Consider the following 16,322-nt stretch of genomic DNA (forward strand, 5'->3'; position numbering starts at 1 on the left):
TGAGGGGATATGACAGGGAGAAGGGAGCGAAACCGTGTCTAGCACATCTCTAACCTTAGGCAACATGGTCGCCGGAGTTCTGCAATGGGTTATTTTGTTGATTCTCTTGCGCCTGTATGTCTACAAGCCGCTTTTGGCCGCGATGCAAAAACGTCGGGATACCATCGCCAAACAAATCAATGATGCCAATAGCTTGCGTGAAGAAGCGGAAAAACTTCATCAAGAACAAGAAGCCTTGTTGAAACAAGCGCGCGAAGATGCCAAGACTTTAATTGCTCAGGCGCGCCGCGAAGGCGAGGAAGAAGCCCGGAAAATCGTCGAACAGGCCCAGCGGGAAGCGCAATACCGTCAAAAGGCGGCACTTGAAGAAATTCAGCATGAGCGAGATGAAGCCCTAAAGGCTATTCGTGCCCAAGTTGCTGATCTCGTCTTGATGGCTACCAGTAAATTGTTGGAACGCAATCTCGATGACAAAGATCAAGAGCGTTATCTTGATCAAATTCTACAAGATGCGGGGCAATTACAATGACCGATCAACGTGCCGTCAAACCCTATGCCAAAGCGTTGTTTGAGCTCGCTAAGGACAACCAGTTAGTGGATACGATCCAAACCGACTTGGAGTTTGTGATTCAAACGATTGAAGGCTCAAAGGATTTGCAAGGGTTCTTGTATCATCCCCAAGTCTCTCATGAAGCCAAACGAGAAACACTGAAACGGATCTTTGGGGAGAGTGTCCACCCATTGGTTCTTCAATTTCTCCAACTGGTCATGGACAAGGGACGCGAGCATCTTTTGGCGGGAATTTGTGACGAATTTAACAAACTCGTAGAAACCGATCACGGCATTGTGGAAGCGCACGTAGAAAGCGCGGTCCCACTCACAGCGGAACAACAAGCCCAATTTGCAGAACGTCTTGGGCACACTATGGGTAAAAAGATTAAGATTATAGCCCATGTGAATCCGGCATTGATTGGCGGTGCGGTAATCCGCGTTGGTGACCGGGTGTTGGACGGCAGTGTTCTAAGGCGTATGGAGATCCTGGGAGAGCGCCTGCGAGGAAACGGAGGAGGGGTAGTCCTTGAGCATTAAGCCTGAGGAAATCAGCGCGATTTTAAAAGAAGAGATTCAAAAATATGATGTGGAAACAGAGTTGTCCGAATCCGGCGTCGTTCTCACCGTTGGTGACGGCATAGCCAGAATTTATGGTTTAGCCAATTGTATGGCTGGTGAGATGCTGGAATTCGATAATGGTGTCTTTGGGATGGCATTGAACCTCGAAGAAGACAATGTTGGTTGTGTGGTGCTTGGTAGTGATGTCGGCATCACTGAGGGCATGCGGGTCAAGCGCACGGGAAAAATGGTCGAAGTTCCCGCAGGGGAAGCGCTCATTGGGCGTGTCGTCAATGCCTTGGGGGAACCCATTGATGGCAAGGGACCCATTGAGACCAATATCCGTCGACCCGTTGAATATCCCGCCCCCGGTATTATCATGCGCGAGCCGGTGAACCGCCCGTTACAAACCGGAATTAAAGCCATCGACGCCATGATTCCGATTGGTCGGGGACAGCGTGAGTTAATTATCGGTGACCGGCAAACCGGAAAGACCGCTATTGCCATCGACACAATTTTGAATCAAAAAGGTCAAAATGTGATTTGTGTCTATGTTGGCATCGGGCAAAAAGAATCGACGATTGCTGGCTTAGTGCGGAATTTAGAAGAACGAGGCGCCATGGAATATACCATCGTGCTCTCGGCGTCCGCAGCTGAAGCCGCTCCACTTCAATATTTAGCTCCCTATGCGGGTTGTGCAATGGCTGAGGAATTTCGGGATAACGGCAAGGATGTCTTGATTGTTTATGACGACTTGTCCAAGCATGCTGTTGCTTACCGTGCGATGTCCTTGCTACTGAGGCGTCCACCCGGTCGGGAAGCCTATCCCGGAGATGTCTTTTATCTTCACTCCCGTCTTTTGGAGCGTGCGGCCAACCTCAACAAAGAATACGGCGGCGGCAGTTTGACCGCTCTCCCGATTATCGAAACCTTGGCTGGTGACATTTCCGCATACATTCCGACCAACGTGATTTCCATCACCGACGGACAGATCTTCCTTGAAAGCGATTTATTCTTCTCAGGTGTCCGGCCTGCGGTAAACGTGGGATCCTCGGTATCCCGGGTGGGATCTGCGGCTCAAATCAAGGCTATGAAACAAGTGGCTGGGACGATGCGTTTAGACCTTGCCCAGTACCGGGAATTAGCCGCGTTCGCCCAGTTCGGTTCTGATTTGGATAAAGCGACCCAAGCCCGTATCGCCCGTGGTAACCGAACGGTCGAAATTTTGAAGCAGCCCCAATATTCACCCATGCCTGTTGAGGAACAAGTCGTATCCATATTCGCGGTCACCCGGGGATTCCTCGACGATATTCCCGTTGAACAGGTTCGGACCTTTGAAGCGGGACTGCACCGGTTTTTGCACGAGAAACACGAAAACATTTACGAGGCGCTCCGCAAAGACAAAGCGTTTAGTGACGAAACCATCAAACTTTTGACGAACGCCATTGAGGAATATAAGAAAACGGCGGTGTTATAAATGGCTGGAGGCGGACTTAAAGAAGTTGACCGGCGCATTAAAAGCGTCAAGAACACGCAGCAAATAACGCGGGCCATGAAAATGGTGGCGGCTGCGAAATTGCGCAAGGCCGAGTTTCGGGCGAAACAAGCTCGGGCTTATGCCAATGAGATTCGCGCCATAACTCGGCGCGCCGTCAGCAAAGGTACAGGGCATCCGCTATTAGAGAAACGCGATGTGAACCGTGTGGGATTTGTGGTTATCACCTCGGCACGGGGCTTGGCAGGACCTTATAATGCCAACATCTTGCGGCATGCCAGTAACTACATGCGTGAAGTGGGCGGAAAAAATCCTGCCGTGTTTGCTGTGGGTCGCAAAGGCCGTGACTATTTTCTGCACCGGAATGTGCCGATATTACGGGAATTTCTCGGTGTCGGCGATGACCCTACGTTTCATCAGGCGCGGGCCATAGCCCGGGAAATCATGCAACACTATTTGGATCATGACGTCGATGAAGTCTTTTTGAGCTATACCAAGTTCATCAATCCTTTGACCCATCAGGCCGAGACAATTCGCCTGCTGCCTGTCGAAGAACCCCCAGAAGATGATCCAAGTTTGCAGCGAAGCTATGTGTTTGAACCGGATACACAAACCGTGTTTAATGATCTGCTCCCGCGCTATATTGAGGTTTTAATTTATAGTGCGTTATTGGAATCCAAAGCGAGTGAGCAAGGAGCCCGGATGACGGCCATGGATTCCGCAAGTAAGAACGCGGATGAACTCATTCGCAAGATGATATTAATGCGTAACCGTTTACGGCAAGCTGCTATTACGAAAGAAATTGCGGAACTCGTGAGCGGCGCCGAAGCTTTGGAATAGGAGGATCGAGCGTGGCGGAACATGATGGCAAAATCGTGGAGGTACTAGGCCCTGTCGTAGAGGTCGAATTTCCAAGCGGACACTTGCCGGCGATTTATAACGCTCTGCGCGTCGTCGGTAGACGGAATGCGGCGGGGGATGGTCCCGACAATGGATCATCAGATTTAATCTTAGAAGTGATGCACCAAATTGGCGACAACCGGGTCAGTTGTATTGCCATGGCCTCGACGGATGGCCTTGTCCGGGGGATGAAAGTCATTGATGAAGGGCATCCCATTAGTGTTCCCGTGGGCAATGTCACTTTGGGCCGGATGTTCAATGTCGTGGGCAATCCCATTGACGGCAAAGGTGCTGTCGATGCAGAACTGCACCTGCCTATTCATCGGCCAGCCCCTAGTTTTACTGAACAGGCTGTATCGACAGAGATTTTTGAAACCGGGATTAAAGTTATTGACTTGTTAGCTCCGTATCCTAAAGGTGGAAAAGTCGGGTTATTCGGCGGAGCGGGTGTGGGCAAAACCGTATTGATTATGGAGCTCATCCACAATATTGCAACCGAACACGGTGGATTTTCGGTTTTCGCTGGAGTCGGTGAACGAACCCGTGAAGGGAACGACCTGTTCTTAGAAATGTCTGAGTCCGGGGTTATCGACAAAACCGCACTGGTCTATGGACAAATGAATGAGCCCCCGGGTGTACGTATGCGGGTGGCGCTTTCGGGAGTGACCATGGCGGAATATTTCCGAGATCAAGAAGGCCGGGACGTTTTGTTCTTCATTGACAACATTTTCCGGTTTATCCAAGCAGGTTCCGAGGTGTCGGCCTTGCTCGGGCGTATGCCTTCAGCGGTGGGATATCAGCCGGTTTTGGCCACTGACATTGGGAACTTGCAAGAACGGATCACCTCCACGAAGAAAGGATCAATCACCTCAATTCAGGCGGTTTACGTGCCGGCAGACGACTACACGGACCCTGCCCCCGCCACAACGTTCGCGCACTTGGATGCGACCACGAACCTTGAACGCCGGATTTCTGAAAAAGGTATTTTCCCTGCTGTGGATCCCTTGGCTTCGACCTCACGGATTTTGGATCCGCAGGTGGTGGGCGATGAGCACTACCAAGTTGCTCGGGGTGTTCAAGCCGTGCTTCAACGGTACAAAGAACTTCAGGACATTATTGCCATCTTAGGGATGGACGAGTTAAGCGATGATGACAAATTGATTGTGGCCCGTGCCCGGAAGATTGAACGCTTCTTGTCACAGCCCATGTTCGTCGCCGAGCAGTTTACCGGCACACCGGGCAAGTACGTGCCGATTCGTGAGAGTGTCCGCGGTTTCAAGGAAATCCTTGAGGGGCGCCATGACGACCTGCCGGAAATGGCGTTTTACATGGTGGGCTCCATTGACGAGGCTGTCGAGAAAGCAAAGACCCTTTAGGGTTGGGGGGATAGTATGGCGACCACCTATCAGTTGAAGATTGTGACCCCGGAACGGACGCTCTTCGAAGGCCCGGTAACCTATATCATTGTCCGTTCCACGGAAGGGGAAATCGGGATCTTGGCGCATCACATGCAGCTCATTACGCCCTTGGTTCCCCATATCATTACGGTATATCCGGAAAACGGAAAAACCGAGCAATTTACGATTGGTGGCGGGTTCCTCGAAGTGGGGGATACCACCACTGTGGTCTTGGCAGATTCAGCCGAGCGCGCTTCGGAAATTGATGTGGCCCGTGCACAAAAGGCGCGGGAGCGCGCCCTGGAGACTATTGGCAAAGCTGAACCCAATATCGACCTGATTCGGGCAAAACGCGCCTTGGCCCGTGCGGAAAATCGGCTCAAGTTAGCGGGTCATCCAACAGCCTTGACGCACTAGGTCTCCTGCAGTCTTTATCGTATTCGCGTATATTTCATCTTCTTAAAACAAGTAAAACAAGCTCTTGTCTTTACCCGACAAGGGCTTGTTTTTTGTTTGATGTATGAAAAAAAGAGTTTGGTGGAACAATCTGGTAGAGATTCTTTGCCAGGAGGGTCCAAAGTGAGAAACGGGATACGAAATGCCTTATGGATTGCAGGGATTGGATTTGTGTTGTGGATGGGGGCCAGTGTGCGAGCGGCCGCCTTATCACCGGTCATGACCGCTTTTCAAGCCACCAAAGCCCATCCCCAAGGATTTAGCATTAACGGTTGGGTTGAATTGCCAAAATCGCAGAGTCAGCAAAACCTTGTCGATATTGTCCGTCGCTTATCCGAACAAACGCATATACGGGGTGCCGTGCAGCTGGAACAAGGCACCGGATATCAAAAGGCGTCGATAAAGCAGCACATAGCCGGCTTTTCCAGTGAACTCATCGCCGAACGCTTGGCTTCCGGAGCGACCTATGTGGTGGTTGACCGGGTCGGCAGTCAAGGTTTTGAAGGACTCAATGAAAGCCTCGCCTTGGTCCGCCATGTGTTATCGAGTTACGGCCCCTTACACCTGGCGTTTACGCTCCAAGGCACCTTACCAGAGAACTTGTCCGAGGCTCAAGAGAATCAGGTGATTAACCAAGCGTTTCAGGCGATTGGGGCCAAGAAAGTGAATGGCATCGAGACGCCGCAGTATGTTTCCGTGGCAGGGGACAGCGGGTTCATTGCTCAGCATGACAATTTACAGGGTCACCCAGTTAATATTCAAGTGGCCTTGAATTATAACACGTATTTGCATGCGGAACAGGTTGATGTGGGGACCCCGCTGGTGACAGTCACCTATTAACCGGGTTTGAATTGGGAGTTCCTGGGCACACTGGAAGTAAGAGGATATGAATCCTCGGTTGCAGAGTGCATAAAGAGTGGAGGAACAAACGAATGGCGAATCGTCGTCTCACCCTGGTCGGTATTATTGGCGGCGTTGCAGTGTTGGGTGGCGGCCTTTTAACATTGGCTTTAACACACCGGTCTGCCCATCCTGTTACCGTGCCAGTTGCGCACTCACCCTCTTCTACGGCCAAAGATCACGGGGCCCAGCTTAAATCGCAAGCTAGTAGCACGGCAGCGCCTTTAATGATGCCGGTCAATGGTTCCATATCGAATCCTTTTGGGTGGCAATATTCGGGCGCGTTAAATGAATGGTATTACAATCCCGGTATCACGATTTCGGCCAAGGCGGGAACGCCGGTCCATGCCGCCTGGGGTGGTGTGGTCACCCAGGTCGAAAATGTGAACCATCAAGGATTGTCGGTCACTATCAAAGATGGCGATCAATATGAGACGGTCTACGGTCATCTAGGTAGTGCAAGCGTCAAAGCGGGCGAGATGGTTAAACAAGGTCAGGTCATTGGCACGGTTGGAGGCAGTAGTATTTACAGCCATCAACCGGGATCCCATTTAGATTTTGATGTCTATCATGGCTCAATGGCCATCAATCCCGAAGGATATCTCCATCCTTCGTCCTGAGCAACCCATGAAATGCCAGAGCAGGAATCTTTGCTCTGGCATTTATTTTTTTTGCGGCCATATACTCTACCAAGTTCGGGGGGAGAAAGGGGCCGGAAATGTGAAGGATCATATCTGGCAACGTGTTGTGGACATCGGAAACTACATTTTAAACAACGGGGCAACCGTGCGAGATACAGCCAGAGTATTTGGGGTCTCGAAAAGTACTGTCCACAAAGACGTCACCGAACGATTGCCAAAAGTAAACCAAAAATTAGCCAATGAAGTCAAAAAAGTCTTAGAATTCAACAAGGCAGAGCGTCATCTTCGTGGTGGGGAAGCGACCCGCCAAAAATTCCTCACGAATCGTCCGGGATAATCCAAATGCCCAGGACCGAGAGCCGGGGGACACTCTCCCCCGGCGAGAACTGGTCATTTTACCCGCTAACCCGAGACCTTAGGCATGCTGAATTCTTTCCATGAATGAGAGTGGGATAGGCTTTTGAAATAGCGCGCATGCTACGAAAAGGGCAAGCCTTTTGGTATTTTTCTAGTTGACACAAAGAAAGTCTGACTATATACTCGGAAAGACAATTAATCATTATGCTCTTATCGAGAGCGGCGGAGGGACAGGCCCGATGAAGCCCGGCAACCGGCAATTTATTGCCACGGTGCCAATCCCGACCCCTTTTTTGGGGACGGATGAGAGATGCAGCCGAACCTCTTCTCTCTGAAGGGGATTTTTTGTGTATAAGGGCATGAAGAAGGAGGCACGTAATTGGGGCGCAATTTTCTTTTTACGTCGGAATCGGTCACAGAAGGGCATCCCGATAAAATTGCTGATCAGATTTCCGATGCCATTTTAGATAACATTCTCGCGGAAGACCCGGTAGCTCGTGTCGCCGCGGAAACGGTCGTGACCACGGGGATGGCACTGGTTGTCGGGGAGATTTCCACAACGACTTACGTCGATATTCCTCGGACGGTGCGGGAAACGATCCGGGCTATTGGCTATACGCGCGCGAAAATGGGCTTCGACGCGGACACGGTTTCGGTGTTGACCTCGATTGATGAACAATCTCCCGATATTGCCATGGGTGTCAACCAGGCTTTGGAAATCCGCGAAGGCTCAGATGATGCGCGTGCATTAATTGGGGCAGGGGACCAAGGCATGGTCTTTGGCTTTGCCTGTAATGAAACCCCAGAACTAATGCCACTACCGATTTCTCTTGCCCACCGTTTATCTTACCGTTTGGCCGAAGTGAGAAAATCTGAACGGGTACCATTTTTATGGCCGGATGGCAAAACCCAGGTGACAGTACGTTACGAAAACGACAAACCCGTTGGCATCGATACCATTCTCATTTCCACTCAGCATCAAAGTTCGGTGAGCTTACAAACGGTTACCGAAGCCGTCATCGAAGAAGTGGTCAAACCCGTGGTCGCTCCTCATTGGGATTTATCGCAAACGCGGATTTTAATCAATCCAACCGGCCGATTTGTGATTGGTGGACCCCACGGTGACTCGGGACTGACTGGCAGAAAAATTATTGTGGATACCTATGGAGGTTATGCCCGCCACGGGGGCGGTGCCTTCTCCGGTAAAGATCCGACCAAAGTGGACCGTTCCGCCTCCTATGCGGCCCGCTGGGTTGCCAAAAATTTGGTGGCTGCCCAGTTAGCTGATAAAGCGGAAATTCAAATTGCGTACGCAATTGGGGTGGCTCAGCCCATTTCCATCATGGTCGATACTTTTGGCACGGGCCGTCTACCCGATGATATCTTAGCAGATATTGTCCGCCAAGTATTTGACTTGCGCCCCTTAGGCATTATTGAGGACCTGGATTTACGGCGTCCTATCTATTTGCAAACGGCAGCATACGGCCATTTTGGTCGCACAGACGTTTCATTGCCGTGGGAACAAGTTAACCGAGTGGACGCATTGTTGGCTAAAGCTCAGGTTAACCCAAGACGTTAAGCATGGGCATTATTTCCACAGGCTGCTCGTATAATGGGACAGAATGTGGAAAGGAGAATGTCCTGTGACCTGGTGGGGAGCTCTTGGTTTAGCACTATCGCTTTACGGAGCGGTTGTCGCATTGGAATGGCTGTATTCGCGAATTTTGCCATGGCCTGGACTTGTGCCAGCTGCCATTACAGTCGTGTTGTACGTGCGCGATCAAGAGAGTGTTTTAGAACGAGCGGTGTCCGATTTGAGTGAAATCTGGCAAGATGCCGCTTGGCAACGTCGGGACATGGAAATCCTTATCGTGGATGGGGGATCGAGCGATCAAACCTTGGCGATTGCCAAGCGGCTTGAACGCCGATTCCCCTTTATTACTGTGGCGCCTTCCCACCTCGACAAAGGGCAAGTCTTAGATATTTGCCAGCATGATGTGATTTTGTGGGTGGATTTAACCCAAATGAACCCCTATGTTCCCCTTGCGACCTTAAAATCACTCTTACTGCAAAGTGAACCTGTGATGATTCGCTCCATTGGCTAAGGGTCCTTGTCTTTGGCTGGGACTTTATCATTGCTTGGAGGTGATTGCAGGATTCTCGTGATATTTCACGAATATATAGCCAAATAATTTTTGCCATAATAGCATTATCCGTTCGAAATAGGAAAGGAACCATGCATGCTGCGACGGATTTCGCCTATTCAACTTTATTTATGGCTTTTAACTGTCGCCGGTCCGGCTTTAATTATTGTTCATGGACTCAGGTGGGCGTCTCATATCTGGGGTGTGGTAATCGTGGGTGCGATTATGGTGGCCGCATCCACACTCTGGCCGATTAAACTGGGACAAGGCTCCATCACGTTGGTGAACGCTGGCTATTTCTCGGTATTTCTTATTGGAGGCACCATTCCAGCAGTTGTGGCGGGATCACTCGGACAGATGCTCGGCTGGGTCAAAGGATTCAAGGGTATTCGTTCGCTCGCAAGCTGGAGTATTTTTTCTGTCAGTGTGCTGGCGGGAGCTTATGTCTTTCACCATTTTTCTCCCTTGTGGGTACAAGCCAGCATGTTTTCTCTCACGTTTTTATTCATTAATAATATGCTGGTATTGATTTACTATTTGATTCAAGATAATAGTGTTAAGACGTGGCAATTATTCGCGGAAGGTTTATTCTTTGATGTCTTGAGCTGGGTGATTTCGGCCCCGCTCATTTTAATTTTTGTGCTGTTGCAAAAAGCTTATCATACCCCGGGAGCGATTTTGGCATTTTTTCCATTTTTATTGATTACGCTGCTTTTAGGTCTTGGATACAATCTTTACCGGAGCCATAAAAATACCTTGACTGCGGTGCGGGTGGCCGCGGAAATCGCAGCGGCCAGTTCGCCTGAAGATGTCTACCGCAGCATGGAGAAGGGGATCCGGGAAACGTTTCCGAGTAGCGTGCTGGTCATGTACCGGAAGATCCCTCATCGATTGGCTGTGCGCCGGGTTCACGTGTATTATCCATTTGAGGAACCGCCGCCATACAAAGAAGAAGTTTTAGCTTCAGAAGGCATTACAGGCTGGACCATTGAATCCCGGTCCAGTGAACTCATCGACGACAGTGAAAAAGTCATTGGGCGATTTGTGAATCCCCGTATTCCTAGGATTATGCGTTCGGTGTTGTTGCTGCCTATGGTGACAGACCGGCTGTTAATTGGGCTCATGGTTGTGGCGCATCCAGAACCGCATCAATACGGTCCTCCTGATTTGCGCTTGGGTCAAATCTTGGCGACGCAAGCGGCTGTTAGCCTACGCAAAATCGACCTCCTGGTTGAAACACGGCATTTATCGGCCAAAGATCCTTTGTTGGCCGGCCTGTATAATTTTCGTTATTTCCAAGAGGCTTTAGACCGGGAAATGCGGGTGGCTGAAGAAGAAGGCACGGACTTTGCGGTGATTTTTTTTGATGTAGATCACCTCAAATTTGTTAATGATACTTATGGGCACCTTATGGGGGATCGGTTGTTGCAATTAGTGGTTGATACCGTGCGCTTGGAAATTCGTGAACACGATGTTTTGGCGCGTTACGGGGGCGACGAATTTATCTTGTTGTTACGCCGTGCGAGCCAAAAGGCAGCCGAGATGGCCATGGAACGAATACAAGGCAAAGTTTCACAATGCCAGCTTGACACCATTCCCATGACGCTTGGCATTTCTGTCGGTTACGCCCATTATCCCTCAGACGGAGTGGCTATAGAGCAATTGCTGTTTGTGGCCGATCAGCGTATGTACCAAAATAAGGTACAAAGGCGAATTGAACGCGGCGCCCTTAAGGGAACGGACGTGGTTAACGGTCCAAATATCCCCAGCGAAAACGGTTGATAACTCTTTTATCAACAGACTTATCCCCATAATCCACAAGGTATAATCCCCAGCCTTGGGGAAAACGGTGACGAATGGTGGAGGACGATATTGTTTGACTTTTTTGGTAGGGGATGCTATATTGAACGCGGTTGTCCTGGACTTTAGGACAGCTTTAAGAAAGGGGACATATTTTAGCATGACCGGACGTGTCAAATGGTTTAGTGCAGAAAAAGGGTACGGATTCTTAGAGCGTGAAGACGGCGGTGACGTGTTTGTGCATTACACGGCCATTAATGGCGAAGGTTTCCGTACGCTCAACGAAGGCGAGCGTGTCGAATTTGATGTAGTGGAGGGTGACCGCGGCCCGCAGGCTGCGAACGTCGTTCGCCTCTAAGAATCGACTCGACAAGAGAATGAGCTGGGTTATCCCAGCTTTTTCTTTGTAATGATTTCCTTCCATTTTTTGATTTTTGATTGGCCTTAGTGCAGTAATGTGATATTGACGATAAAGAATTCTTCTTGTTTCGTGTGAGTTACGTCTCATAGCGGATTTTTCCCCTCCGGCATCTTGGCAAATGCAACGCAAGCTTTCCGGTGCATATCCATCGTTCCAATCGAAACTGTGAGTTTGGTTAGATGCACAATTTATGGTATCCGGAATCTTCTGTGATCTTTTTTGCTGTTTTTTCCAACATGCTATAATACACATACCAGTCTAATCCAAGATTGGCACAAAGCCGTAAAGGGGCGTTACGCGATGGATGTTATCGTTCGCGGGAAAAACGTGGAGATTACGGATGCCTTAAAAGATTATGTAACGAAGAAAATGAACAAGATGGCCAAGTTCATCGACCATCAAGATGTGACAGCGCATGTCGTCTTGAGTGTTGAAAAGGGACGGAAAATTGTTGAGGTGACCATTCCTCTCGAAGGCTTTTTATTACGAGCTGAAGAATCCAATTCGGATATGTATGCGTCGATCGATTTGGTGGTTGATAAACTCGAGCGTCAATATCGCAAATATAAGACCCGGGAACGCCGGAAACTCATTCAGGAAGCGAATCTGCAAAAGGCTTCAGAGCCTTTAGATTTGCCGAATGTCGTGAGACGGAAAACGTTCCCTGTAAAACCGATGACATTGGATGAAGCGCTTTTACAAATGGATCTTTTAGGTCACGATTTCTTCGCTTTTACCAACGCCGAAACGGACAGTATTAATGTGTTATACCGTCGTCATGACGGAGATTACGGGTTGTTAGAACCGCTATAAGTTTCGAACTGACCTAATGAGGAGCTTGCTCGATAAGCTCCTCAATTTTTTTTGGAAATTCGAGACAAAATACCCGTTAAAAAGAAGGAAATTGCCGGTTGGTGTCGTATTCTAAGGGTGTAGCCCAAGGAGGAGTTATGGCAGAACAATTTCAAACCTATGAACAGGTCATACTCCGGATTCCCTATATCAAGAGTGCCAGTGTCTATCAAGACACCGACCATGTTACCCGGATTCATATTTTAAGCGATGGCACTAAGCCACCGCGCCAAATAATTCGAGAAGTCGTTTCACTTTTACGTAGCTATGGGTTAGATGATGTTTCACAAGATGCGGTTACGGTTGTGCAAATTCAATCGGAAGACGAATTACAACATGGGGGATCGCGTCTTCAAATCGCAGGCTTTTCAATCGGCCACACCACATTAGGGATTGAAGCCCATTGCCGATTAAGCCGGGGCGAACGCATTTTTGAAGGGCGGGGACAAGGCGCGACGATTCCCATGGCGATCGCGATAGCCACAGTAGAAGCGGTTAATCAAGCCTTAGCGCAATTGGAACAACTTGTTTTTAACGGAATTGAAATGACGCGGGTGGGAGGAATTGATGTCGTGGTGGTAACCATAGCGGACCCGGGCGAAGAAATCTTAGCCGGCTGCGGAGTGCTCCGTGACACGATCGAAGATACCGTAATCAGGGCAACTCTTGATGCCGTCAATAGGCGAATACTCCTGTACTCAGGGCAAAAAGTTTAGAAAGTTTCGACCAACACAGACCAAGCGAAAACACACACATGTTTACCTTGAGCGACGGTACATGGAGGCAAATACGATAGGAGTAAATGCCAAAAATGAAGGGTCTGGTCCGTAACTTAGTATCCAGTTTAGTGGATGTGATTGTAGTAGGTTCGGGTTATTATTTGGACTAGTCAGTTGGTCGATTAATCTTTATTCGTAAAAGGCGGTGGCGGTTATGGCATATCCGATAAAAATGAGATATTTTATGGGCTCTGTTGTATTGTTTGCTATCATTCTCCTGTGAAAAATAGATTCCGGTGAGCACCGCCGGTAGTGTTAGCCCGCCTGCGAGGTCGGCTCCACCCGCACCCGATAACCCAAGGCTTCGAGCCGGCGAATTTCCCGGCGGACCAGGGCCTGCCGATCCCGCTGATCAAAATAGGTAGCGCCCAAATCTTCGTAGACAGCCCCCGGGGTCCGCAAGATCGCATACACCGCGATCAAGATGTGGCGTCCCGTCGCCACAGCCGCGCGTTGCTTCCCGCGGCGGCCGGCGAGGCGGTGATACACCGCCCCCAGATAGGTCCGGGTCTTGCCGGCGGCGTGGCCACTTTGGGTCAAGGCGGCCCGCAGCGCTTTACTGCCCTTGCGGGTGCGCGTCGGTCGGGCTTTCCCCGCACTCTCGTGCTGTCCGGGGCTGAAGCCGGCCCAGGAGACCAGATGCCCGGCGGACGGGAACCGTTGCAAATCGGTCCCAATCTCGGCGATAATGATCTCGGCGGTACGACGCTCGACCCCAGGGATGGTTTGCAAGCGGGCGAGGGCGTCGTCAAAATTTTCGAGGCGCGTGGCGATTTCCTCCGACAGCGCCGCAATCTGGCGATCCAAAAAGGCCACATGCTGGAGCTGTACGCGGAGCATCAAGCGCTGATGGGCCGTCACCAAGCCGGTCAAGGCCTGGATCAGGGTGTCCCGGGAGGCGCGGATCCGGGGATCGGCCAAATCGGCCAGAGCCGTCGGGTCGGTCTCGCCGTCCGCCAAGGCGGCGAGAATCCGCTGGCCGGTAACGCCCAACACATCGCTGATGACGCTCCCGAGTTTGACATTAGCCCCTTCCAACACCTTTTGGATCCGGTTGGCTTCCGTGGCGCGGGCTTGCTGTAGGCTCGTCCGATAGCGCACGATCTCCCGCAGCTCCCGCTGCGGACGCGGCGGAATATAGCTGGCCTTCAACGCGCCAATCCGGAGCAACCCGGCAATCCACTGCGAGTCCTGCACGTCGGTCTTCCGCCCCGGCATGCCCTTAATGTGCTGGGGATTGACGACCATTACGGCCTCAAAGGGATACGCCTCCAACAAGTTGACCACGGGCTTCCAATACACTCCGGTCGCTTCCATCGCCACGTGCGTGACCCCACAGGATTGGAGCCAATCCGCTAACGCCAAGAGATCGGGGGTGAGGGTGCCAAACGACCGCGTCTCGTTCACCGTCGGCGTCAACACCGTGGCGACAATGACCTTCTTGTGGACGTCCAACCCGGCGCCATGAGTGACCACAACCTCTAAGTCCATGCGACTCACCTCAACGCGTGTAGAATAATCAGGCCTCCGGCAGCCTCGGAGCGCTGACGAATTCTCCTGTGCGTGCTACCCGTCGGCGCAAGCCGACGGAGCGCAACAATCGGGGGTGCTCAACGAGGCCGGACTCCGTCTCCTTCGCGAGCTCGCAGCATCAGAGAGAAACCGATCTCGGCCGAAGGCTGTCTTCAGCATAGCGCAACTCACTCCCTTTTTTCATATCCGTGGGTGCCCCGAATTCGGGGCATGGGTGTCTCTTTGTAAAAAACCTAACTTTTATTTTTCATCTTAATCCGACCGACGCACTATTTTTTCTAGCCATTGTTGTGGCATCTCTAGTAGACATTCGGCTATTAAAGGGTAATGGTGGCATTTCGGTACAGTTGCCCATAATATTTTCAACGTCGATTATATTGGGGCCGAGTGCAGGGCTATGGCTGGGCGGATTTGGTAGTATAGTAGGTCGTGAATATTTAGGCAAGGTCAAATGGCCGTCATTTGTATTTAATCGTGCTCAATTTGGAATTGCTGGTTGGGCATCGGGTGAAGTCTTTCAATTGTTGTCAGGATCTGCTAACCATTTAGCTTTTACCGAAATCAGTTTTCCTTTAACAGTTGCTGCGATTACTGCTTTTGTACTTAATTGGGGATTTGTTATGATCGCCATCGCATTACGCACAAAGAGACCTATATTTGAAACATTTCGGGTTTACTTCAAGTGGTCAACGCCTACATTCTTGCTCATGATTCCTATTGCTTATTCGATGGCAATTGTATACAAAGAGCTTGGACCATATGGTGAACTGATTTTTGCGGTACCACTTGCATTTGTTCGATATGCTTTGGCTTTGCTTCGGGGAGTTCACACTACCTATCACCGCAGTATTGACATCTTGTTGACCGCTATTAATTACCGGGATGCGTACACCTATGGACACTCGATTCGGGTAGGACATTATGCCGCAAAATTAGCTGAACAGTTCGGGATGCCGCAAGATCGGATTGACTTGGTTCGGGAGGCAGGTCTGTTACATGATGTTGGGAAGCTAAAGACCCCAGATAGTATTCTACGCAAGGCCGGTCGATTGAATCGAGAAGAAGTCTTAATGATGAAAGACCATCCGGTTATTGGTAGTGAGCTTTTAGAACAAGTGCAATTAGCTGGTTGCTCACGACATTTTGTTCGTCAGCATCACGAAAGATGGGATGGACGAGGGTATCCTGACAATCTTGAGGGGAACGAAATCGCGCTAGAAACTCGCATTATATCGGTTGTGGATGCCTATGATGCCATGACTACGGACAGGCCTTATCGCCGAGCGATGCCCCATGCCATGGCGATGGCGGAAATTCAAAATGGAGCAGGTACCCAATTCGATCCTGAAGTCGTGGCAAAATTTGTGGAAATGTGTGGAGACAGGAATTTAGCGGTCGAAGAAGCCATTGCACAAGGTTGGAATCACGTAGGAATTGAGCACCGGGGAGATACGGGTCACGGCCACTCGGGTTGATGACCCCCTCGCTTCATGATAAAATTCATAATTAGGTATCGACGTGGGAACCTTTACCGGTT

The 16,322-nt window shown here is 50.4% G+C and carries 17 protein-coding genes and 1 riboswitch; of the genes, 16 read left to right on the plus strand and 1 reads right to left on the minus strand.

The genetic code is table 11. From position 1 onward, the window contains the following. The first annotated feature begins 34 nt into the window (after positions 1–34). From atpF to B8987_RS10800, 15 genes are all read left to right on the plus strand, one after another. Positions 35–529, plus strand: a complete 495-nt coding sequence (gene atpF, locus B8987_RS10730; RefSeq protein WP_020376145.1) for a F0F1 ATP synthase subunit B — start codon at positions 35–37, stop codon at positions 527–529. Then, positions 526–1,089, plus strand: coding sequence for an ATP synthase F1 subunit delta (atpH, locus tag B8987_RS10735; protein WP_084661519.1), 564 nt, complete (start codon positions 526–528; stop codon positions 1,087–1,089). Before atpF ends, atpH begins: the two co-directional genes overlap by 4 nt. Beyond that, positions 1,079–2,587: a F0F1 ATP synthase subunit alpha gene (atpA, locus tag B8987_RS10740; RefSeq protein WP_020376147.1), complete on the plus strand. Its 1,509-nt coding sequence runs from the start codon at positions 1,079–1,081 to the stop codon at positions 2,585–2,587. The genes atpH and atpA overlap by 11 nt, the downstream gene beginning before the upstream one ends. Continuing rightward, a complete protein-coding gene (gene atpG / locus B8987_RS10745; RefSeq protein ID WP_084661520.1) occupies positions 2,588–3,445 on the plus strand; it encodes an ATP synthase F1 subunit gamma in 858 nt (285 codons plus the stop codon). Positions 3,446–3,456: 11 nt separating this feature from the next. Beyond that, positions 3,457–4,881, plus strand: a complete 1,425-nt coding sequence (gene atpD / locus B8987_RS10750; protein WP_020376149.1) for a F0F1 ATP synthase subunit beta — start codon at positions 3,457–3,459, stop codon at positions 4,879–4,881. Between the two features lie 15 nt (positions 4,882–4,896). Beyond that, on the plus strand, positions 4,897–5,319 hold the full coding sequence (atpC, locus tag B8987_RS10755; protein ID WP_020376150.1) for an ATP synthase F1 subunit epsilon: 423 nt from the start codon (positions 4,897–4,899) through the stop codon (positions 5,317–5,319). Positions 5,320–5,481: 162 nt separating this feature from the next. Further along, the gene (locus tag B8987_RS10760) at positions 5,482–6,198 is read left to right on the plus strand and encodes a YwmB family TATA-box binding protein (RefSeq protein WP_176213230.1); all 717 of its coding nucleotides are present in this window, start codon (positions 5,482–5,484) and stop codon (positions 6,196–6,198) included. Positions 6,199–6,290: 92 nt separating this feature from the next. Then, positions 6,291–6,878, plus strand: coding sequence for a M23 family metallopeptidase (locus B8987_RS10765; protein WP_084661522.1), 588 nt, complete (start codon positions 6,291–6,293; stop codon positions 6,876–6,878). Positions 6,879–6,978: 100 nt separating this feature from the next. Then, positions 6,979–7,236: a sporulation transcriptional regulator SpoIIID gene (spoIIID, locus tag B8987_RS10770; protein WP_020376153.1), complete on the plus strand. Its 258-nt coding sequence runs from the start codon at positions 6,979–6,981 to the stop codon at positions 7,234–7,236. A 227-nt stretch (positions 7,237–7,463) separates the two neighbouring features. Next, a riboswitch (SAM riboswitch) is annotated at positions 7,464–7,566 on the plus strand. Between the two features lie 69 nt (positions 7,567–7,635). Further along, complete coding sequence (gene metK / locus B8987_RS10775; RefSeq protein ID WP_076006035.1) at positions 7,636–8,835, plus strand: methionine adenosyltransferase; 1,200 nt, start codon at positions 7,636–7,638, stop codon at positions 8,833–8,835. A 64-nt stretch (positions 8,836–8,899) separates the two neighbouring features. Continuing rightward, positions 8,900–9,361 (plus strand): glycosyltransferase, encoded by a 462-nt coding sequence (locus B8987_RS10780; protein WP_176213231.1) that lies wholly within the window; start codon positions 8,900–8,902, stop codon positions 9,359–9,361. Positions 9,362–9,496: 135 nt separating this feature from the next. Beyond that, entirely contained in the window at positions 9,497–11,182 is a 1,686-nt protein-coding gene (locus B8987_RS10785; RefSeq protein ID WP_084661524.1) for a GGDEF domain-containing protein, read from the plus strand. Positions 11,183–11,360: 178 nt separating this feature from the next. Next, a complete protein-coding gene (locus B8987_RS10790) occupies positions 11,361–11,558 on the plus strand; it encodes a cold shock domain-containing protein (protein ID WP_026040771.1) in 198 nt (65 codons plus the stop codon). Between the two features lie 363 nt (positions 11,559–11,921). Then, complete coding sequence (gene hpf / locus B8987_RS10795; RefSeq protein ID WP_020376159.1) at positions 11,922–12,434, plus strand: ribosome hibernation-promoting factor, HPF/YfiA family; 513 nt, start codon at positions 11,922–11,924, stop codon at positions 12,432–12,434. 137 nt (positions 12,435–12,571) lie between these two features. Then, entirely contained in the window at positions 12,572–13,189 is a 618-nt protein-coding gene (locus tag B8987_RS10800) for a hypothetical protein (RefSeq protein WP_084661525.1), read from the plus strand. 318 nt (positions 13,190–13,507) lie between these two features. Here the strand turns inward: B8987_RS10800 and B8987_RS10805 are convergent, their stop codons facing one another. Beyond that, a complete protein-coding gene (locus B8987_RS10805) occupies positions 13,508–14,743 on the minus strand; it encodes an IS110 family RNA-guided transposase (protein ID WP_084661026.1) in 1,236 nt (411 codons plus the stop codon). Between the two features lie 332 nt (positions 14,744–15,075). On the opposite strand from B8987_RS10805, the gene B8987_RS10810 reads away from it, so the two are divergent. Then, complete coding sequence (locus B8987_RS10810) at positions 15,076–16,260, plus strand: HD domain-containing phosphohydrolase (RefSeq protein WP_176213232.1); 1,185 nt, start codon at positions 15,076–15,078, stop codon at positions 16,258–16,260. Positions 16,261–16,322: the final 62 nt, after the last annotated feature.

The sequence above is a fragment of the Sulfobacillus thermosulfidooxidans DSM 9293 genome, assembly GCF_900176145.1.
Taxonomy (GTDB): domain Bacteria; phylum Bacillota; class Sulfobacillia; order Sulfobacillales; family Sulfobacillaceae; genus Sulfobacillus; species Sulfobacillus thermosulfidooxidans.

What these genes read in the sequence shown, in the direction of transcription:
- atpH (WP_084661519.1), top strand. Translation starts at nt 526, where the DNA reads ATGACCGATCAACGTGCCGTCAAACCCTATGCCAAAGCGTTGTTTGAG.
- atpG (WP_084661520.1), top strand. Translation starts at nt 2,588, where the DNA reads ATGGCTGGAGGCGGACTTAAAGAAGTTGACCGGCGCATTAAAAGCGTC.
- atpC (WP_020376150.1), top strand. Translation starts at nt 4,897, where the DNA reads ATGGCGACCACCTATCAGTTGAAGATTGTGACCCCGGAACGGACGCTC.
- B8987_RS10765 (WP_084661522.1), top strand. Translation starts at nt 6,291, where the DNA reads ATGGCGAATCGTCGTCTCACCCTGGTCGGTATTATTGGCGGCGTTGCA.
- B8987_RS10785 (WP_084661524.1), top strand. Translation starts at nt 9,497, where the DNA reads ATGCTGCGACGGATTTCGCCTATTCAACTTTATTTATGGCTTTTAACT.
- B8987_RS10790 (WP_026040771.1), top strand. Translation starts at nt 11,361, where the DNA reads ATGACCGGACGTGTCAAATGGTTTAGTGCAGAAAAAGGGTACGGATTC.
- hpf (WP_020376159.1), top strand. Translation starts at nt 11,922, where the DNA reads ATGGATGTTATCGTTCGCGGGAAAAACGTGGAGATTACGGATGCCTTA.
- B8987_RS10800 (WP_084661525.1), top strand. Translation starts at nt 12,572, where the DNA reads ATGGCAGAACAATTTCAAACCTATGAACAGGTCATACTCCGGATTCCC.
- B8987_RS10805 (WP_084661026.1), bottom strand. Translation starts at nt 14,743, where the DNA reads ATGGACTTAGAGGTTGTGGTCACTCATGGCGCCGGGTTGGACGTCCAC.